Origin of the sequence: Micromonospora sp. WMMD998, assembly GCF_029581235.1 — a bacterium.
GTDB lineage: Bacteria > Actinomycetota > Actinomycetes > Mycobacteriales > Micromonosporaceae > Micromonospora.
The window spans coordinates 1,836,826-1,856,404 of the sequence record NZ_CP120740.1; the positions used below are offsets into that span (position 1 = coordinate 1,836,826).

At 73.3% G+C, this 19,579-nt stretch carries 14 protein-coding genes and 2 pseudogenes; 10 read left to right on the top strand and 6 right to left on the bottom strand.

Translation table 11 applies throughout. From position 1 onward, the window contains the following. Positions 1-107: 107 nt before the first annotated feature. The gene (locus tag O7619_RS08780; protein WP_282286888.1) at positions 108-1,535 is read right to left on the bottom strand and encodes a UDP-glucose/GDP-mannose dehydrogenase family protein; all 1,428 of its coding nucleotides are present in this window, start codon (positions 1,533-1,535) and stop codon (positions 108-110) included. A 242-nt stretch (positions 1,536-1,777) separates the two neighbouring features. Between O7619_RS08780 and O7619_RS08785 the strand changes: the two genes are divergently transcribed. Beyond that, on the top strand, positions 1,778-2,941 hold the full coding sequence (locus tag O7619_RS08785) for an acyl-CoA dehydrogenase family protein (RefSeq protein WP_282286889.1): 1,164 nt from the start codon (positions 1,778-1,780) through the stop codon (positions 2,939-2,941). 50 nt (positions 2,942-2,991) lie between these two features. On the opposite strand, the gene O7619_RS08790 is transcribed toward O7619_RS08785, so the two are convergent. After that, positions 2,992-3,654: a hypothetical protein gene (locus tag O7619_RS08790; RefSeq protein ID WP_282286890.1), complete on the bottom strand. Its 663-nt coding sequence runs from the start codon at positions 3,652-3,654 to the stop codon at positions 2,992-2,994. A 23-nt stretch (positions 3,655-3,677) separates the two neighbouring features. Here O7619_RS08790 and O7619_RS08795 point away from each other — a divergent pair, with 23 nt between their 5' ends. Both O7619_RS08795 and O7619_RS08800 read left to right on the top strand, forming a co-directional pair. After that, positions 3,678-4,193 (top strand): acyl-CoA thioesterase, encoded by a 516-nt coding sequence (locus tag O7619_RS08795; RefSeq protein WP_282286891.1) that lies wholly within the window; start codon positions 3,678-3,680, stop codon positions 4,191-4,193. Positions 4,194-4,396: 203 nt separating this feature from the next. After that, the gene (locus O7619_RS08800) at positions 4,397-6,367 is read left to right on the top strand and encodes an acetoacetate--CoA ligase (RefSeq protein ID WP_282286892.1); all 1,971 of its coding nucleotides are present in this window, start codon (positions 4,397-4,399) and stop codon (positions 6,365-6,367) included. Position 6,368: 1 nt separating this feature from the next. Here the strand turns inward: O7619_RS08800 and O7619_RS08805 are convergent, their stop codons facing one another. Then, positions 6,369-7,058, bottom strand: a complete 690-nt coding sequence (locus tag O7619_RS08805) for a TIGR03089 family protein (RefSeq protein WP_282286893.1) — start codon at positions 7,056-7,058, stop codon at positions 6,369-6,371. Positions 7,059-7,208: 150 nt separating this feature from the next. Here O7619_RS08805 and O7619_RS08810 point away from each other — a divergent pair, with 150 nt between their 5' ends. The 3 genes and pseudogenes from O7619_RS08810 to O7619_RS08820 all read left to right on the top strand — a co-directional run bounded on the left by O7619_RS08810 (position 7,209) and on the right by O7619_RS08820 (position 10,532). Then, positions 7,209-8,354 carry a glycosyltransferase family 1 protein gene (locus O7619_RS08810; protein WP_282286894.1) on the top strand — a complete coding sequence of 382 codons (1,146 nt, stop codon included), beginning with the start codon at positions 7,209-7,211 and terminating at the stop codon, positions 8,352-8,354. 63 nt (positions 8,355-8,417) lie between these two features. Next, positions 8,418-9,509 carry a sugar phosphate nucleotidyltransferase gene (locus O7619_RS08815; protein ID WP_282286895.1) on the top strand — a complete coding sequence of 364 codons (1,092 nt, stop codon included), beginning with the start codon at positions 8,418-8,420 and terminating at the stop codon, positions 9,507-9,509. 130 nt (positions 9,510-9,639) lie between these two features. After that, positions 9,640-10,532: pseudogene (locus tag O7619_RS08820) on the top strand (IS5 family transposase). A gap of 58 nt (positions 10,533-10,590) precedes the next feature. Here O7619_RS08820 and O7619_RS08825 read toward each other — a convergent pair. Continuing rightward, the gene (locus O7619_RS08825) at positions 10,591-11,169 is read right to left on the bottom strand and encodes an NUDIX hydrolase (RefSeq protein WP_282286897.1); all 579 of its coding nucleotides are present in this window, start codon (positions 11,167-11,169) and stop codon (positions 10,591-10,593) included. 39 nt (positions 11,170-11,208) lie between these two features. On the opposite strand from O7619_RS08825, the gene O7619_RS08830 reads away from it, so the two are divergent. Beyond that, positions 11,209-12,252, top strand: a complete 1,044-nt coding sequence (locus tag O7619_RS08830) for a hypothetical protein (protein WP_282286899.1) — start codon at positions 11,209-11,211, stop codon at positions 12,250-12,252. Between the two features lie 242 nt (positions 12,253-12,494). Beyond that, the gene (locus O7619_RS08835) at positions 12,495-13,493 is read left to right on the top strand and encodes a winged helix-turn-helix domain-containing protein (protein ID WP_282286901.1); all 999 of its coding nucleotides are present in this window, start codon (positions 12,495-12,497) and stop codon (positions 13,491-13,493) included. Between the two features lie 18 nt (positions 13,494-13,511). Here the strand turns inward: O7619_RS08835 and O7619_RS08840 are convergent, their stop codons facing one another. Further along, a complete protein-coding gene (locus O7619_RS08840; protein WP_282286902.1) occupies positions 13,512-14,597 on the bottom strand; it encodes a coenzyme F420-0:L-glutamate ligase in 1,086 nt (361 codons plus the stop codon). After that, positions 14,594-15,541, bottom strand: coding sequence for a 2-phospho-L-lactate transferase (cofD, locus tag O7619_RS08845; protein ID WP_282286903.1), 948 nt, complete (start codon positions 15,539-15,541; stop codon positions 14,594-14,596). Before cofD ends, O7619_RS08840 begins: the two co-directional genes overlap by 4 nt. Positions 15,542-15,640: 99 nt before the next feature. Here cofD and O7619_RS08850 point away from each other — a divergent pair. Together O7619_RS08850 and O7619_RS08855 are read left to right on the top strand one after the other, a co-directional pair. Then, a pseudogene (locus O7619_RS08850) lies at positions 15,641-16,336 on the top strand (hypothetical protein); the annotation flags it as partial. Between the two features lie 562 nt (positions 16,337-16,898). After that, positions 16,899-19,442 carry a bifunctional FO biosynthesis protein CofGH gene (locus O7619_RS08855; protein ID WP_282286904.1) on the top strand — a complete coding sequence of 848 codons (2,544 nt, stop codon included), beginning with the start codon at positions 16,899-16,901 and terminating at the stop codon, positions 19,440-19,442. Positions 19,443-19,579: the final 137 nt, after the last annotated feature.

The following is a 19,579-nucleotide window of genomic DNA, read 5'->3' on the forward strand; positions in this document are numbered from 1 at the left end:
GCCCTGACCGGGCCGGGATTTCGACAGTTGCGGGCGCGTTCCGGACAACAATAGGGGCCGGCCGGCCGGGGAACTGGTCCCCGGCCGGCCGGCCCGACGTTGATCGGTCAGGGGCGGCCCAGGCCGCGGTACTCCCAGCCGGCCTGCGTCCACAGTGTGGAGTCGAGGCAGTTGCGCCCGTCGACGACCCGGCGACCGTTGGCCAACTCGCCCAGCGCCACCGGGTCCGCGTTGCGGAACTCGGCCCACTCGGTGAGCACGCAGACCAGGTCGGCGCCCTGGACGGCGTCGGTCATGGTCTCCTCGTAGGCCAGGTCGGGCACCGCGCGGCGCGCGTTCTCGATCCCCTGCGGGTCGAAGACGTGCACGTCGGCGCCGGCCTTGCCGAGCAGCGCGGCCACCGCCAGGGCGGGCGCGTCGCGTACGTCGTCGGTGTTGGGCTTGAAGGTCGCGCCCAGCACCGCGATCCGGGTGCCGGAGAGGTCCGGGCCGGCGGGCCCGGAGCGGCGGCCGAGGAGTTCGGCGGCGAGCTGCACCACCCGGGTACGCCGGCGCAGGTTGATCAGGTCGACCTCGTGCAGGAACCGCAGCGCCTCGCCGGCGCCCAGCTCCTGGGCGCGGGCCTGGAAGGCGCGGATGTCCTTGGGCAGGCACGCGCCGCCGAAGCCGAGCCCGGCCTGGAGGAAACGGTTGCCGATCCGTGGGTCGTACCCGATGGAGCGGGCGAGTTGGGTGACGTCGCCGCCGGCGGCCTCGCAGACCTCGGCCATCGCGTTGATGAAGGAGATCTTGGTGGCCAGGAACGCGTTCGCGGCGACCTTGACCAGCTCGGCGGTGGCGAAGTCGGTGACCACGAGCGGCACCTCGCGGTCCTCGGTGGCGGCCAGGTCGAAGACGCCCTTGTGGGCGGCGAAGAGCATGCCGTTGGCCCACTCGCTCTTGACCCCGACCACGATCCGGTTGGGCCGCAGCACGTCGTCGACGGCGAAGCCCTCCTGGAGGAACTCGGGGCTCCACGCCACCTCGACCCCGAGGTCGTCCGGGCTGTGCTTGCCGACCAACTGCTCCACCCACTCGGCGGTGCCCACCGGCACGGTGGACTTGCCGACGATCAGCGCCTTGCGCGTCAGGTGCTGGGCCAGGCTGGTCACCGACGCCTCGACGTACGACAGGTCGGCGCCCATGCCGTCGGCCCGCTGCGGGGTGCCCACGCAGATGAAGTGCACGTCGCCGAAGTCGGCGGTCTCCTGCATGTCGGTGCTGAACCGCAGCCGGCCGGCGGCCAGGTTGCGCCGCAGCAGCTCGTCGAGGCCGGGCTCGTGGATCGGCACCTCGCCGGCGTTCAGCTTGGCGATCTTGTCCGCGTCGACGTCGAAGCCGAGCACCTCGTAGCCCAGCTCGGCATAGCAGATGGCGTACGTCGCACCGAGGTAACCGGTGCCGAGGAAGGTCACCCGGGGCCGGGCCGCGCCGGAGGGCGGGGTCACCGCGGCGATGGCGGGCATCGGCTGGGAGTTCGGGTACGGGATCGTCACGCCTGTCTTCTCCGCTCGCACTGGCGGCGCATCCTCGCGTCGCATTCTGCTGGGGCGCCTGGGCCGGGCACCGAGGGGACCTGATTCTGGTGTGAGGGTAGTGGGTCGGGTGGGCGACGCTCGGGCGCGATCCTACCCGCCGGTAGCTCCGGTCGAGGCCCGGTGGCTATCCTTCAGTCTGCGGCAGTCGGCGGCCCCCGGGCAGCACAGACTGCGCATGATAGCCGTGAAAGGGGGCCGACGTGGCCGCAGAGCAGTCGTTCGACGTCTACCGGTTGCCGGAGGAGCACGAGGCGATCCGGGAGGCGGTCCGTGAGGTCTGTGCGGCCAAGGTGGCTCCGCACGCCGCGGAGGCGGACGAGACAGGCGAGTTTCCCAAGGCGTCCTATGACGCCCTGCGCGCGGCCGACTTCCACGCCCCGCACGTCCCGGTCGAATACGGCGGCGCCGGCGCGGACGCGCTGGCCACGGCCATCGTGATCGAGGAGGTGGCCCGCGCCTGCGCGTCGTCCTCGCTGATCCCGGCGGTGAACAAGCTGGGCACCATGCCGCTGCTACTGGCCGGCTCCGAGGAGCTGAAGCGCAGATATCTGACCCCGGTCGCGGCCGGCGACGCGATGTTCTCCTACTGCCTCTCCGAGCCGGAGGCGGGCAGCGACGCCGCCTCGATGACCACCAGGGCGGTGCGTGACGGCGACCACTGGGTGCTCAACGGCGTGAAGCGGTGGATCACCAACGCGGGCGTCTCGGAGTACTACACCGTCTTCGCTGTGACCGACCCCACAGCCCGCTCGAAGGGCATCTCCGCCTTCGTGGTGGAGAAGTCCGACCAGGGCGTCAGCTTCGGCGCGCCGGAGAAGAAGCTCGGCATCAAGGGCTCACCCACCCGCGAGGTCTACCTCGACAACGTCCGGATCCCGGCCGACCGCATCATCGGCGCCGAGGGCGACGGCTTCGCCACCGCCATGCGGACGCTCGACCACACCCGGGTCACCATCGCCGCCCAGGCGATCGGCATCGCCCAGGGCGCGCTCGACTACGCCAAGGGGTACGTCCAGGAGCGCAAGCAGTTCGGCAAGGCGATCGCCGAGTTCCAGGGCATCCAGTTCATGCTCGCCGACATGGGCATGAAGCTGGAGGCGGCGCGGCAGCTCACGTACGCCGCCGCCGGCAAGTCCGAGCGCGGCGACGCGGACCTGACCTACTTCGGCGCGGCGGCCAAGTGCTTCGCCTCGGACGCCGCCATGGAGATCACCACCGACGCGGTCCAACTGCTCGGCGGCTACGGCTACACCCGTGACTACCCGCTCGAACGGATGATGCGGGACGCCAAGATCACCCAGATCTACGAGGGCACCAACCAGGTCCAGCGGATCGTCATGGCCCGGCAGTTGCTGAAGGGCTGACCGGGCTGTTCTGTGCGGGCGGACCGGGACTCCCGGCCCGCCCGCGCCGGTCAACGAAGGTCGGTCGGGCCGTCCGGCCGGGTGCCGCCGCGCGGGGGAGCGGACCACGGTGACTCGCCGCCGGTCCGGCGAGGCAGGGGTTCGGTGGGGGTGTCGGGATAGGCGAGCGTCAGCGGGGCCGTGTCCGGGTCCCTCGGCGGCGCCGGCGGCGGAGACCAGTCGCTCGACGCGGGCGTCGACTCGACCGGCGGAACGGCCGGGGTCAGCTCCGCCCCGTCCGTTTGCGGTGCGGGTCGACTCCGCCACCGCTGGCCGCTGAACACGGCCATCAGCAACAACATGCCGATCAGGAACAGCGTGCCGTTGTCCAGGGGCTGGCGCAGCGGCAGCGGGTCACCGAGCAGCTTCAGGTCGCCGGGCACCCGGTCCCGCACGCTGAAGGGCTCGACGAACAGCCAGAGGTAGGGGACCGCGAGCAGCAGCCCCGCCACGAGCGGGCCGAGAGGCGAGAAACGCAGCGTGCCGAGCAGGCCGAGCAGGACGCCGGCCACGCCGAGATAGACGGCCGGCTCGATCAGGTTGGGGGTGCTGTACGTACCGATCTCCACCCAGCGGTTGACGGTCCGCCCAGATCCGTCCTGACCGAGGGTGACGAGCACCCAGGTGACCGGCGCCACCACCAACCCGGCGAGGAAGCTCCAGAGATGTCGCATCCGCGCACCGTACCGTTTCCGGCATGACAGATCATCCCGCGGTGCCGTCGGGTAAGCCGACCTCGTACTCCCGCGTCACGCTGAGTCGCATCATGACCGCTGTCGATGTAAATCTGTACGGGACCGTGCACGGTGGGGTACTGATGAAGTTCGTCGACGACGTGGCCGGCGCGTCGGCCGCCCGGCACAGCGGCGGCACCGCGGTCACCGCGTCCATCGACGAGATCGTCTTCTCCGAGCCGGTCCGGGTGGGCGATCTGGTGCACGCGCACGCCCAGGTCAACTGGACCGGCAACACGTCGATGGAGGTCGGCGTGCGGGTGGTCGCCGAGCGCTGGGACTCGGCCGAGGACGAGCCGGTGCGGGTCGCCACCGCGTACCTGGTCTTCGTGGGCGTGGACGTCGGGGGCGCGCCCCGCGCGGTGCGCCCGGTGCTGCCGGAGTCACCGGACGACGAGCGCCGCTTCCGCGAGGCGGAGATCCGGCGCGCCCACCGGCTGGCCCGCCGCCGCGCCATCCAGGCCCACCGCGCCACCTGAGGTGTTAAGCGGGGCCCCCGCCTATGCAGAATGCGTTAACAAGGGCCCCCTCCTTACACCCCACATGGGGAGGGGGCGGGGGGTGTGGGGTGGGCACGCCGTACGAGGGGCGCCTGGTGCGGAGAATGGCGGCACCGGGTAGGGCAAGATGGCGCCACGGCCCATGCACAGTGTCGTGCCGGGCCTCAGGGGAGGGTGTGACAGTGGGTGACGTGCTGTGGACGCCGCCGGCGGACGTGCGCGAACGGTCCCGGATCGGTGACTACCTGCGCTGGCTGGCCGAGCACCGGGGGCTGGAGTTCGCCGACTACGACGCGCTGTGGCAGTGGTCGGTCACCGACCTGGACGGGTTCTGGGGCTCGATCTGGGACTACTTCCAGGTGGTGGCGCACACGCCCCCGACCGCAACGCTGGCCGGGAGGTCCATGCCCGGCGCCCGCTGGTTCCCCGGCGCCACGCTCAACTACGCGGAGAACGTGCTGCGCATGCCGGGGCTGCGCGACGACGACCCGGCGGTGATCGCGCACGGGCAGACCCGCGCGCCGGAGACGCTCACCGTGGCGGAGGTGCGGGAGCGGGTCCGCCGGGTGGCCGCCGGCCTGCGCCGCCTCGGCGTCGGCCCGGGCGACCGGGTGGCCGCGTACGCGCCGAACATCCCGGAGACGTACGTCCTGCTGCTCGCCGCCGCCAGCCTGGGCGCGATCTTCTCGTCCTGCGCGCCGGAGTTCGGCACCCGCAGCGTCACCGACCGCTGGCAGCAGATCGCGCCGACGGTGCTGGTCGCGGTCGACGGCTACCGCTACGGCGACAAGCCGGTCGACAGGCGCGCCGAGGTGGCCGCCATCCGGGCCGCGTTGCCGTCGTTGCGGCACACCGTCGGCATCGCGTACCTCGATCCGGACGGCCCGGCCCCCGACGGCGCGCTCGCCTGGGCGGAGCTGGCGGCGGAGACCGACGAGCCGCTGGCCTTCGCGCCGGTGCCGTTCGACCACCCGCTGTACGTGCTCTACTCCTCCGGCACCACCGGCCTGCCGAAGCCGATCGTGCACGGCCACGGCGGCATCCTGCTCGAACATCTGAAGATGCTGGCGCTGCACCACGACCTGGGTCCGGCCGACCGGTTCTTCTGGTTCACCACCACCGGCTGGATGATGTGGAACTTCCTGGTCTCCGGGCCGGCGGTGGGCGCGGCGATCGTGCTGTTCGACGGCAACCCGGGCCACCCGGACCTGGGCGCGCTGTGGCGGCTCGCGGCGGAGACCGGCACCACCTACTTCGGCACGTCGGCCCCGTTCCTGCTGGCCTGCCGCAAGGCCGGGCTGGTGCCGCGGGAGATCGCCGACCTGTCCGCGCTGCGCGGCCTCGGCTCGACCGGCGCGCCGCTGCCCGCCGAGGGCTTCACCTGGGTGTACGAGAACGTCTCTGACCGCCTCCAACTCCAGTCGCTCTCCGGCGGCACGGATGTGTGCACCGGTTTCGTCGGTGGGGTGCCGCTGCTGCCGGTGCACGCCGGTGAGATCGCCTGCCGCGCGCTCGGCGCGAAGGTGGAGGCCCGATCCGCCGACGGCTCTCCGGTCATCGGTCAGCTCGGCGAGCTGGTGATCACCGAGCCGATGCCGAGCATGCCGGTGGGGTTCTGGAACGACCCGGACGGCGTGCGCTACCGGGAGGCATACTTCGAGGTCTATCCCGGGGTGTGGCGGCACGGCGACTGGATCACCGTGAACGAGCGCGGCGGCTGCGTCATCACCGGTCGGTCCGACGCCACGCTCAACCGGGGTGGCGTGCGTCTCGGCACCGCCGAGTTCTACTCCGTGGTGGAGGGCCTCGACGAGGTGGTCGACTCGGTGGTGGTGCACCTGGAGGACGACGAGGGCGGCGCGGGGGAGCTGCTGCTGTTCGTGGTGCTCGCCGAGGGCCTGGAACTCGACGACGCGATGCGGAAGAAGATCTGCCGCGAGCTGCGTACCGCCCTGTCGCCACGGCACGTGCCGGACGAGATCCACCAGGTCCGCGCCGTGCCGCGCACGCTGAGCGCGAAGAAGCTGGAGGTGCCGGTCAAGAAGATCCTCACCGGCACCCCGGTCGACCGGGCCGCCGCGAAGGGCGCCCTGGCCAACCCCGAGTCCCTTACGGCCTTCGCCGCGTTCGCCGAGGGCCGCGCCGCCCCCTGACCTAGGTCAGGATGTGGGTGGCCTTCTCGGTCGCGGCCCGGGAGTCCAGGCGGGCGCGGTCGAGGTGGGCGCAGGCCACGACGCTGGCCCCGGCGGTCAGCGGGGCCAGCAGCCAGTCGACCGGGTCGGGGTGGCGGGTCACGTCGACCAGGAGGCGGTCGCCGGCGGTGAGACCCAGCTCCGCGGCGCGGGCCTCCGCGCGACCCAGCAGCGCCGCGTCCGCCTCACCACCGGAGGGGTACGGGGTGAAGTGGTCGCCGTGCCCGCGTACCGCCGCCACGAAGTCGGCGCAGCCGGCCGGCACCTGCCGCATCGGCAGGGCGAACGGGTCGAGCGCCAGGGCGTACCGCTCGCCGGCCGGCCACCGGCCCGCCTCGTCGACCCGGTCGACGGCGGTGAACAGCACCTCTACCGGACCCGGCGTGTCGATCATGGTCAGTTTCGCCGACCAGCAGCCGAGCAGGACCGCGGCGGTCTGCCAGTGCGGTGGCAGCAGCGCGCCGGCCGGATCGCCGGGGGCGCAGCCGGCCTCGTCGACGAGCAGGTTGGCGGTCTTGGCGACCCAGTTCGCAAGCGTCGCGCCGGAGAGTTCGGTGCGTTCGCCGGTGGCGTCGTCGTACCAGGTCAGCAGCGGTCGGGTGGGGTCGGTCGCGATCGTGTCGGCGAACACCCGGGCAATGTTGTCGGCCATCGGCGCGAACGATACGCCGCCCGGGTACGTACTCGATGACAGCGACAAGTCGGCGTACCGTCGGGTCGCAGTCAGCGTGGGACACCCGGTCCGGCGTAGGCTTGCCGACAGTGTTGTTCCCCACAAACGCGCCACCTGAGGAGTCGCCCCGTGACCGCCGGTCGCCCGCCCCGCGTTCTCATCGACGCCACGAGTGTCCCCGCCGATCGCGGTGGCGTCGGTAGATACGTCGACGGCCTGCTCGGCGCGCTCGGCCGGGTCTGCGGAGACGGCGTCGACCTGGCCGTGGTGAGCCTCCGCACCGACCTGGAGCGCTACGCCCGGAGGCTGCCCGGCGCCGAGATCATCCCCGCGCCGGCGGCGGTGGCGCACCGCCCGGCCCGGCTCGCCTGGGAGCAGACCGGCCTGCCGCTGCTGGCCCAGCAGGTCAACGCGGAGGTGCTGCACTCACCGTTCTACACCTGCCCGCTGCGGGCCGGGTGTCCGGTGACGGTCACCGTGCACGACGCGACGTTCTTCACCGAGCCGGAGCACTACGACAAGTCGCGCCGGACGTTCTTCCGCAGCGCGATCAAGACCTCGCTGCGTCGCGCCGCCCGGGTGATCGTGCCGAGCAAGGCCACCCGGGACGAGCTGATCCGGCTGCTCGACGCCGACCCGACCCGGATCGACGTGGCCTACCACGGCGTCGACCAGGCCGCCTTCCACGCGCCGGGTGACGAGGAGAAGGCCCGGGTCCGGGCCCGGCTGGGGCTGGGCGACAACAGCTACGTCGCGTTCCTCGGGGCCAAGGAGCCGCGCAAGAACGTACCCAACCTGATCCGCGGCTGGGCCCGGGCGGTGGCCGACCGGCCGAACCCGCCGGTGCTCGTGGTGGCCGGCGGCCAGGGGCACGACGACGACATCGACCGCGCGGTGGCCGAGGTCCCGTCGCACCTGCGGCTGCTCCGCCCGGGCTATCTGCGCTACGCCGACCTGCCCGGCTTCCTCGGCGGTGCGCTCGTCGCCGCCTACCCGTCGTACGGCGAGGGCTTCGGGCTGCCGATCCTGGAGGCGATGGCGTGCGCCGCGCCGGTGCTCACCACGCCCCGGCTCTCCCTGCCCGAGGTGGGCGGCGACGCGGTGGCGTACACAAGCGAGGACCCGGATCAGATCGCCGCCGACCTGGGCGCCCTGCTCGACGACGAGCAGCGGCGGCTCTCCCTGGCGAAGGCCGGTTTCGACCGGGCCAAGGAGTTCACCTGGGAGTCGAGCGCGGAGGTACACATCGCCGCCTGGCGGCGGGCGCGTTCCTGAACGTCCGCTGCGGATCCTTCGCGACGACCGTGGCGGGTCGCCCGCTTCGGGCATGATGTGCTGATGTTCTACGCCGTCATCCCGGCGGGCGGCAGCGGCACAAGGTTGTGGCCGCTGTCCCGCGCGGGCCATCCCAAGTTCCTCCACCCGCTGACCGGCACCCCCGCCTCGCTGTTGCAGGCCACGGTCGACCGGTTGGCGCCGCTGACCACACCGGAGCGCACGCTCGTGGTCACCGGGGCCGCGCACGCCGCGGCGGTGGCCCGGCAACTGGCTGGCCTGCCGGAGGAGAACGTCCTGGTCGAGCCGTCACCGCGGGATTCCTGCGCGGCCATCGCGCTGGCCGCCGCGGTGATCGCCCAGCGTGCCCCGGCGGCGGTGATGGGCTCGTTCGCCGCCGACCACCTGATCGGCGACCCGGTCCGCTGGGCCGAGGTGGTGCGGCAGGCGATCTGCGGCGCCGAGCAGGGGCTGCTGATGACGGTGGGCATCACCCCGACCCGGCCGGAGACCGGCTACGGCTACCTGGAGACCGGCGACCCGGTGGACGGCGGGCCGCTGCGTCCGGTCCGCGAGTTCAAGGAGAAGCCCGCCGCCGAGGTGGCGGAGGTCTACGTCCGCTCGGGCCGGCACCTCTGGAACGCCAGCATGTTCGTGTGGCGGGTGGACGTCTTCCTGGCCGAGCTGGCCCGTCAGCAGCCGGCGCTGCACGCGGGGATCACCGCCATCGCGGCGGCCTGGGGCACGCCGGAACAGGACGACGTGCTCGGCACGGTGTGGCCGACGCTGCCGAAGATCTCGGTCGACTACGCGGTGATGGAGGGCGCGGCGACCGCCGGCCGGGTGGCCACCGTGCCGGGCGACTTCGGCTGGAACGACGTCGGCGACTTCCACACCCTCGGTGAGGTGCTGCCGGCCGACGACGGCGGCAACGTGGTGCTCGGCGGCGACGCGAAGCCGGGCGTGCTGCTGCACGACACCTCCGGAACCGTGGTGGTGCCGCACTCCGGCCGCCTCGTCGCCACGGTCGGCGTGCACGACCTGATCGTGGTGGACACGCCGGACGCGGTGCTCGTCTGCCCCCGCGACCGGGCGCAGGACGTGAAGAAGATCGTCGATCAGCTCAAGGAGCGCGGCGAGGAGGGTCTGATCTAGGGCCTGTGTCGAAGTCGGTGCCAGGGCTTGAGTTGTTGGGTGAGGGTCTTGGCGTGTCGGTGTTCGAGATGTAGCGAGGTCTCCGGTATCTGGTTCAGCGACCAAGCAGAACCCGAACACCGGAGACCTCGTGGACACCCTAGCGGTGACGAGGCGGCATGACCTGACCGACGCACAGTGGGCGGCGCTGGAGCCGTTGCTGCCTGCGGGGCGTCGGCCGGGTCGGCCGTCGACATGGACGAAACGGCAGCTCATTGATGGGATTCGGTGGCGGGTACGGGTTGGTGCCCCGTGGCGGGACGTCCCGGAGTGTTACGGGTCCTGGGCGGCGGTGTACGCGCTGTTCCGGCGTTGGCAGCGCGATGGGACCTGGGCGACGATCCTGACCGTGTTACAGGCCCTGGCTGACGGGGGCGGACGCGTCGTGTGGGACGTGTCGGTGGACTCGACGGTCGCTCGGGCGCATCAGCACGCCGCTGGGGCGCGTAAAAGGGGGATCTGCAGGTCGAGCCGCCGGGCGGGGTCACGGTCGAGCCGGACGACCATGCGCTCGGTCGCTCGCGCGGTGGGCTGACCACGAAGGTGCACCTGGCATGTGAGCAGGGGCAGAAGCCGCTGTCGATCGTGTTGACCGCCGGGCAGCGCGGGGACAGCCCGCAGTTCATCCCGGTGCTTGACGGGATCCGGGTGCCCCGTCTCGGCGGTGGCCGGCCCCGGACCCGCCCGGACCGGGTCCTGGCTGATAAGGCGTACACGTCGAAGGCCAACCGCCGCTATCTGCGTCGACGTGGGATCGCCGCGACGATCCCGTCGAAGGCCGATCAGGACGCGAACCGGCGTAAGAAGGGGTCCAAGGGCGGCCGGCCACCGGCCTTCGACCCCCAGCGGTACCGGCAGCGTCACGCCGTGGAGTGCGGCATCAACCGCCTCAAACGCCACCGTGCCGTGGCCACCCGCTTCGACAAACTCGCCGTCCGCTACGAGGCCACCGTGCACATCGCCGCGATCAACGAGTGGCTGTGACCGACTTCGACACAGTCCCTAGGGGCCGGTTTCGGCCCGTCGGCCGCCGGTGCGCGACTCAGCCGGCGGCGCGGCGGGCCAGGGCGGCGAGCGCCGGCGCCACCAGATGGGCGGTCCCGTGCGCCAGCGGCTCGGGCAGCTCGTCCGGCGGGAACCAACCAAGCGCCTCGGACTCGTCACTGACCCGCTCCGTCGCTCCCGCCGGGGCGAACACCGCGTACCGCACGTCGAAGTGCAGCGAGCCGCCCTGGCAGGTGACCGGGTGGATGTCGACGTCGATCGGGTCGGGATCGAGCGTCAGGCCGGCGATTCCGGATTCCTCGGTGGCCTCGCGCAGGGCGGCTGCGGCAAGCGTCCGGTCGCCGGGCTCGCAGTGCCCGCCGAGCTGCACCCAGCGACGGAACTTGCCGTGCAGGCAGAGCAGCACCCGGTCGCCTGTGGAGTCGAGGACGAGCGCGCTCGCGGTGACGTGTCCCGGCCGGTGCGCGCGGCTCATCGCCACCGGCCCGTCGGCCAGCAGGGTCAGCGTCCGGTCCCGGTTCGCGGCGGCGGCCGGGCTGGCCGCCGTCCAGCGGCTCAGCGCCGCGACGGCGTCGGCGTGCAGGTCGGCGTACGCGGTGAGATCGCTGTCAGGCACCCCGACACTGTACGAGCGTCGTCTCCGTACCCTGACCCGGTGACCCTGCGACTCGTCGAGTTCCTGGTGGCCGGCAACGAGGCAAGTGATCTGCTGCCGGTCCGTTCGCCGGCGTTGCTGCGGGCCCACGGCGCGCGGCGTGGGTTCTGGACCGTGCTGGACGAGGGGCCGGTGGAGCAGTGCCTGGCGCTGCTGCTGGAACGCGACGACGGCGAGTGGCTGGCACACCACGTGCCCGCCGACGCGGGCCGGGAGAACGGCCGCACCGAGGACGGTGAGGCGCTCGCCCACCACGACGGCTGGGTGTACGTCTTCGGCTCGCACTTCGGGTCGAAGGGCGGGCCGCTGCGACCCCGTCGCGCCTTCGTGGCCCGGTTCCGGGAGGACGACGCGGTGGGCGGGTCGCTCGCCGTGCACGTGGTCCGCAACCGCTTCCGGCTGCACCGGGCGATCAACGACGCGCTCGTCGCCGCCCCGCTGACCCCGCTGCCGCCCGGCGACCGGGTCCGGCAGCGGTTCGTGGTGGAGACCGTGGCCCGGGGCGTCGCGCGGGCCAAGGGTTGGGTTAGCCGGCTGGCGGAAGACGACCTGCCCCTCAACGTCGAGGCGGCGGCGTTCACCCCGGCCGGGACGGTGCTGCTCGGGCTGCGTTTCCCGGTGACCGCCGCGGGCGAGCCGATCTACGTCGAGGTGGCCGGGGTGGCCGGGATGTTCGACGACGCCGACGTGGCGAGCTGGCCGCGGGCGCTCGGGGCGTACGCGCTGACCGGGGTGACGCCGGCCGGCGCGTTGGCCGGGTTCCGCGCGATCACGCCGACCGGCGACGGCGGCTACGCGGCCGTGATCGGTTCGATCGACGCGCTGGGCAAGGGTTCGGTGCTGCTCGACGACCACCCGCACGGTGGTGAGGTGACGTCCCGGCACGTGCGGTTCCGGCACAGCCCGGGCGCGGACGCCCGGGTGGGCGCCGAGCTGGTGGCGGAGTTGGCGCCGTTCCATCACGTGGAAGGGCTGGCCGAGGTGGCGGGACGCTGCTATTACGTGACCGACGAGGACCACCGGGTGGCGCTCTGGATCGGATGAGCGACGGCCGGACGGCACCCCTGCGGAGCGATCCGCAGACCCTCGTGGTGCCGTCCGGCCACGCCCGTCGGCCGGCGACCGGGTCGGCAACGCGCCCCGGCGTCGGTGGGCAAGGGAGAGTTTGCCGAACCGGTACGCCAAACGTCGAGGTCTTTCACGTCACGCTTAAAAATGGAGATTAGTGCCGGCGGGTAAAGTGCCAGGGGTGGCGGGCACCTCCGCCGTCCACCCGGGAGCGATTGATGTTGAAGATCATTTTCTCGCGCGAGGACATCCTGCGGACCCGGGTCGCCCCGGCCGCGGACCCGCTGTGGGAACTGGTTCTCAGCCTGCACCTGCTCCAGGGGCGCAGCCGTGACCCGCTGTCGACCACCTGGCGACGCGGCGTGGCGCGCGGTCTGCGGACCGACACTGGGGCCGAACGCTACCGGCTGCTCCTCGCGCTCAACCCGCCCCGCGGCTACTTTCCCGACTTCCTCACCCCGTCCGCCAGCCGGGACGGTTTCGAGGCCGGGCTGGAAGCGGTCCGCGGCACCCCGCTCGGCATGCTGCGCCGCGACCTGACCGTCCTCGCCGGAGAGACCGCGCTGCCGCCCTCGGCGACCGCGCTCGCCCGGGGTGAGCCCGAGGCGTTGCAGGACCTCACCGACACCATGGCGCGTTACCAGGCGCTCGCGGTCACCCCGTACTGGGCGCGGGTCCAGGCCGCCGTCGAGGCGGACCGGTCACGGCGTGCGCGGGCCATGCTCGACGGTGGCGCCGAAGGGCTGCTGGCCAGCCTGCGCCCCACCATGCGGTGGGCCGACGGCGTGCTCGAGGTGCTCGACTACCCGGACACCCGGGAGCTGCACCTGGACGGCCGGGGCCTGCTGCTCGTACCGTCGTTCTTCTGCACCGGAAACCCGGTGGCGCTGCTCGACCCGAGCCTGCCCCCGGTGCTGGTCTACCCGGTCGACCGGCTCGGCGGCCTCACCCCCGAGACCGGCGGCAGCCCGGACGACGCCGCCGCCCAGCGCGAGGCGCTCGCCGCGCTGCTGGGTCGCACCCGTGCGGCGGTGCTCCAGGTCGCCGACGAGGGCTGCACCACAGGCGAGATGGCCCGGCGGCTGCGCATCTCCGCCGCCGCGGCCAGCCAGCACACGTCGGTGCTGCGCAACGCCGGGCTGCTGGTCAGCCACCGCGACCGCAACACCGTGCTGCACACGTTGACGCCACTGGGCCGCGCCGTCCTCGACGCCTGAGAGGTGCCGCTCGACGGGTCAGAGTGCCAGCGTGGCGCTGGCCGTGCTGCCCGCCGGGGGCGGCAGCAGGACCGACCCGACACCCTCGGCGGCCAGCGCGGTGCGCAGGCGTTGCACGTCGGCGCCGAACCGGACCAGGTCCGCCCGGTCGACCGGGGTCGGCGCCGCACCGAGGACCAGGCCGGTGGCGGTGTTCGGCCAGCCGGACACGGTGGCGGTGAATCCGGCGCGTACCTCCTCGTCGGTGACGTGGGTGAAGACGGTGCCGGGGGCGACCGCCTCGGCGACCGCGGCGATCGCCCGGTCCACCGCGGCCGGGTCGGCCGGGGTCGGACCGGTCACGTCGGGCAGGGTGGCCGCCGCCCGCAGGCCGGCGGCCCGCGCCTCGGCCGTGCCGAGCGAGAAGAGGTCAAGCGACGCGTCCCGCACGAGGGTCCGGGCGCCCTCGTCGTCGTCCCGGGTCGCGGTGAGGTAACCGCGGACGACGGCGACCGGCACCTGATCGCACTTGCCCTTGATCAGCTCGCCGGCGCCGGCCAACTCGTCGACCACGGCCATCTGGGTGAGATGGAGTTCGTTGCCGTACGGGTCGACCTCGCCGCGGTGGTCGCGGATCGCCGGCATGCCGGCCACCCCGAGCGCCACGTCGGTGAGCCCGTTGCGCCACGGGCGGCCCATGGTGTCGCTGACGACGACGGCGACGTCGAGGCCGTGCCGGTCGCGCAGCGCCGCCCGCAACGCGCGCGCCGAGGCGTCCGGATCCACCGGAAGCAACACCAGCCGGGTCTTGTCCACGTTCGAGGCGTCGATGCCGGCGGAGGCCATCACGAACCCGTGGTGGGTCTGCACGATCCGGGTCGCGCCCCGGGTGGCGACCACCCGGGCGGTCTCGGCGGCCAACACCCGGTCCCGCTCGGCGAGGCGTTCCGGGCCGTCCGCCGGCACGTCGACAAGCCGGCCCTCCGCCTTCGAGACGATCTTGCTGGTGACCACCAGCACGTCGCCGTCGCGCAGCCAGGGCGCCGCACCGGCGATCAGCGCCGCCAGATCGTCACCCTCGGTCACGTGGCCGATGCCCGGCACCGGCAGGATCTCCAGCTTCACATCAACTCCAGCGCGGCGAGAACCATCGCGGTGGTCGCCGCCTCGTCGGTCATCCGCAGCGGCGCCGCACGGACCACCACGCCCGGCACCGTGGCGCCCTCGTCCTCCTCGGCGACCAACCAGCCGTCGAGCAGGCCCCCGGCGGAACGGGCGCCGTAGAGGCCACCCACGCCGGCCGCGCTGCACTCGACGCCGAGCACGGCCAGGCAACGGTCGGCCATGCCGCGCACCGGCGCGCCGCCGATGACCGGCGACACCCCGACCACCGGCGCGGGGCCGCCGACCACCGCGTCACGCAGGCCGGGCACGGCCAGCACCGGCGCGACGCTCACCACCGGGTTGCTCGGCGCGATCAGCACCACGTCCGCGGCGGCGAGCGCCTCGACCACGCCGGGCGCCGGCTTCGCCGCCTCCGCGCCCACGAACACGAACCGGTCCGTCGGTACGTCGGCCCGGTAGCGCACCCACCACTCCTGGAAGTGGATCGCCCGCTGCCCCTGCCCGTCGGAGACGACGGCGTGGGTCTCCAGGCGCTCGTCGGTGGCCGGCAGCAGGCGTACGCCGGGCTGCCAGCGGCTGGCCAGCGCCTCGGTGACCTGGGAGAGCGGGTAGCCGGCGTTGAGCATCGTGGTGCGGACCAGATGGGTGGCGAGGTCCTTGTCGCCGAGGCCGAACCAGCTCGGCTCCGCGCCGTACGCGGCAAGCTCGGCCTTGACCGTCCAGGTCTCGCCCGCCCGGCCCCAGCCACGCTCCGGGTCCGCGCCGCCACCCAGCGTGTAGAGCACGCTGTCCAGGTCCGGGCAGACCTTCAACCCGTGCAGCAACAGGTCGTCGCCGACGTTGACCACGGCGGTCACCTCGGCGCCCACCTCCCGGGCGTACGCCCGGACGCCGAGCAGGAAGCGGGCGCCCCCGATGCCGCCGGTCAGTACCACGATGCGCATGCCGTCCATCCTTCCGCACGTGCCGCCGTCGATCGCCAGGTGGCCGGAGAGACTAGGCTCACTTCGCCAACTGTCCGCTTTCGTCCCCTGGGGGAGTCCGTGACCAGCCCCGCCGAGCCCGCGTCCGGTGACGCCGCGCAGGCCAGCCAACTGACCAAGCCGCTGCGCGAACTGGCCGCGCTCGTCCTGCTCGGCGCGAACGCCGTGCTGCTCTTCGTCGGCCTGCTGCGCCTGCTGGTGCCGGTCGACGACTACAGCACGTTCGGCGGCCGGGCCGGCAGCACCTTCTACGCCTTCGTCGGCCTGGAGGCGACGGTCCTGCCGCTGCTCGCCGTCCTCCTCGCCACGCACATCCGCCCGACGCTGGCGAAGGCGAAACTGATCACCCTGGTGGCACTGGTCGAGTACGGCGTCTCCGCCGTGTTCGGGGTGCTGACGTTCCTGATCTGGCTGCTCGGCCGGCTCGCCGACGGTGAGGTGCTGGACGCGTTCCTCGGGCTGCTCACCCGGGCGGCCTGGCTGGCGATCTTCGCGGTCGCCGCGTACGTGGTGTTCAAAATCTGGCGCACGCTCTACTACGTGCCGAGGCCCAAGCCGCAGCCCGGCGTCTACGGCCAGGCCCAGCCCGGCTGGCCGCAGCAGCCCGGCCAGCCCGGCGGCTATCCGGCTCCGGGCGGGTACCCGCCGGCCGGTGTGCCCCCGCAGCCCGGTCACCCGTCGGCGGGTTACCCGCAGGCGGGCGCGCCGCCGCAGCCCGGCTGGCCGCAGGCCGGCCCGTACGGCCAGCCGCAGTCGGCGCCGCCGTTCAACACCGCCCCGCCGCACGCCCCGCAGTCGGCCCCGCCGTTCGGGGCCCCGCAGCCCGGCGGCCCGCAGTTCGGCGGCCCACAGTCCGGTCCGCAGTTCGGCGGCCCGCAGCCCGGCTCGCCGTTCGACGGCCCGCAGTTCGGTGCCCCGTCAGCGGGGTCCCAGCCCGGTGGTGCGTCGGCCGGATCCCAGCCCGGTAGCCCGTCGGCCGGGTCCCAGCCCGGTGCCCCGTCGGCCGGGTCCCAGCCCGGCTCGACGCCGCCGGCACCGCCGTTCGGCCAGCCGCCGTCGGCCGACCCGACCCAGGCCATCCCGCGTCAGCCCGGGGAGCCGGGCCAGCCGGCGTCCCCGGCCGACGACGAGCGCACCCAGCGTTTCGACCGCGAGGACCCGAACCAGTCCCGGTGACCCAGCGGGCGGCGGGCGGCGGCCTTCCCCGCCGCCCGCCCGCCGCTCCGCCGCGTGTCGTGTTAAGCGGGGGCCCCTCCTCTACCAAATGCGTTAACAAGGGGCCCCGCCTTACACCTGAGCGGGCGCATAGGCTGGGGGGATGGGTGATCACGGTGGGCGCGTTCCGAACGGGGCCGAGGTTCGGCGGGCGCTCGGCCGCGCCGCCACCGGCCGGGCGCTTGACGTGGGTGAGGCGACGGCGTTGCTCACCGCGCGCGGGGCGGCGCTGGACGAGCTGCTCCGCGTCGCCGGTGACACCCGCGACGCCGGGCTGCGGGAGGCCGGCCGGCCCGGCGTGGTCACGTACTCCAAGAAGGTCTTCGTGCCGCTGACCCGGCTCTGCCGGGACCGCTGCCACTACTGCACGTTCGCCACCGTGCCGCACCGGCTGCCCGCCGCCTACCTGGAGCGCGACGAGGTGCTGGCGATCGCCCGCGAGGGCGCCGCGCAGGGCTGCAAGGAGGCGCTGTTCACGCTCGGCGACCGTCCGGAGGAGCGGTGGCCGGCGGCCCGGCGGTGGCTGGACGAGCGGGGGTACGACTCGACGCTCGACTACCTGCGCGCCTGCGCGGTGGCGGTGCTGGAGGAGACCGGCCTGCTGCCGCACCTGAACCCGGGCGTGCTCTCCTGGTCGGAGTTGCAGCGGCTCAAACCGGTCGCGCCGAGCATGGGCATGATGCTGGAGACCACCGCCACCCGACTCTGGTCGGAGCCGGGTGGCCCGCACTTCGGCTCGCCGGACAAGGAGCCCGCGGTCCGGCTGCGGGTGCTCGACGATGCCGGCCGGGTCGGCGTGCCGTTCACCACCGGCATCCTGATCGGCATCGGTGAGAACCTCACCGAGCGGGTCGACGCGCTCTTCGCGATCCGCCGCGCGATGCGGGAGTACGGCCACCTCCAGGAGGTGATCGTGCAGAACTTCCGCGCCAAGCCGGACACCGCGATGCGTGGCATGCCGGACGCGGAGCTGCACGACCTGGCCGCCACCGTGGCGGTGGCCCGGCTGCTGCTCGGCCCGAAGGCCCGCATCCAGGCGCCGCCGAACCTGATCGCGGGCGAGTACGACCTGCTGCTGCGCGCCGGCATCGACGACTGGGGCGGGGTCTCGCCGGTCACGCCCGACCACGTCAACCCGGAGCGGCCCTGGCCGCACCTGGACGAGTTGGCCGCGCGTACCGCGAGCGCCGGGTTCACGCTGCGCGAGCGGTTGACCGTCTACCCGGAGTACGTGCGGGCCGGCGAGCCGTGGCTGGACCCGCGGCTGTTGCCGCACGTCACCGCGCTCGCCGACCCGGTCACCGGGCTGGCGGTGGAGGAGGCCCGTCCGGTGGGGCGGCCCTGGCAGGAGCCGGAGGAGGTCTTCGGCGGCCGGACCGACCTGCACGCCACCATCGACGTCACCGGGCGCACCGAGGACCGGCGGGGCGACTTCGACAGCGTCTACGGCGACTGGTCCGAGGTGGCGAACAAGGTGACGGCGGAGGCGCTCGCGGTCCGCGCCGGCGTACCCGGGACCGGTGGCGCCTCCGGCGCGGACGGCGACCTGCGCGCGGGCCTGCGGCTGGCGGCGGACGACCCGGCCGCGTTGCTGGAGCCGGCGCACGAGGCGAAGGCGCTGGCGTTGTTCGGCGCGGACGGGCCGGCGCTCGACGAGCTGTGCCGGATCGCCGACGACGCGCGCCGGGACGCGGTCGGCGACGACGTGACCTACGTGGTGAACCGGAACATCAACTTCACGAACGTCTGCTACGTGGGTTGCCGGTTCTGCGCGTTCGCCCAGCGGGAGAGCGACGCCGACGCCTTCCGGCTCTCGCTGTCGCAGGTGGCCGACCGGGCGGAGGAGGCGTGGGTGGGCGGCGCCACCGAGGTCTGCCTCCAGGGCGGCATCGACCCGAAGATGCCGGTGACCGGCTACGCCGACATCGTCCGCGCGATCAAGGCGCGGGTGCCGGGAATGCACGTGCACGCGTTCTCCCCGATGGAGATCGTCACCGCCGCCGCGAAGGCGGGCGTGCCGGTGCGGGAGTGGCTGGGCCGCCTACGCGAGGCCGGTCTGGACACCATCCCGGGCACCGCCGCCGAGATCCTCGACGACGACGTGCGCTGGGTGCTCACCAAGGGCAAACTGCCGGCCTCCGCCTGGGTCGAGGTGGTCAGCACGGCCCACGAGCTGGGCATCCGGTCCAGCTCCACGATGATGTACGGCCACGTCGACCACCCCGGCCAGTGGCTGGCCCACTTCCGGGTGCTGGCCGGGGTGCAGGACCGCACCGGTGGGTTCACCGAGTTCGTGGCGCTGCCCTTCGTGCACACCAACGCGCCGATCTACCTGGCCGGGGTCGCCCGGCCGGGGCCGACCTGGCGGGAGAACCGGGTGGTGCACGCGATGGCCCGCCTGCTGCTGCACGGCCGGATCGACAACATCCAGTGTTCCTGGGTGAAGCTCGGCGACGCCGGCACGGTGGAGATGCTGCGGGGCGGCTGCAACGACCTCGGCGGCACGCTGATGGAGGAGACCATCTCCCGGATGGCCGGCTCGGGCAACGGTTCGGCGCGTACCGAGGAGCAGTTGCGGGGGATCGCGGCGGCGGCCGGGCGGCCGTTCCGCAAGCGGACGACCGCGTACGGTCACGTCGGCGCCTGACGTCGAACCTTTTTCCGCCCCGCGCCGTACCTGTGGATGCCGGCGGCGGTTGCGGCGAGGACCGCCGCCGGTGACCCCAGCCCGGGGACCCGGCGGCGTCCGGGTGCCCGGCCCCCGCGGCGCCACGGCGCCGGTCC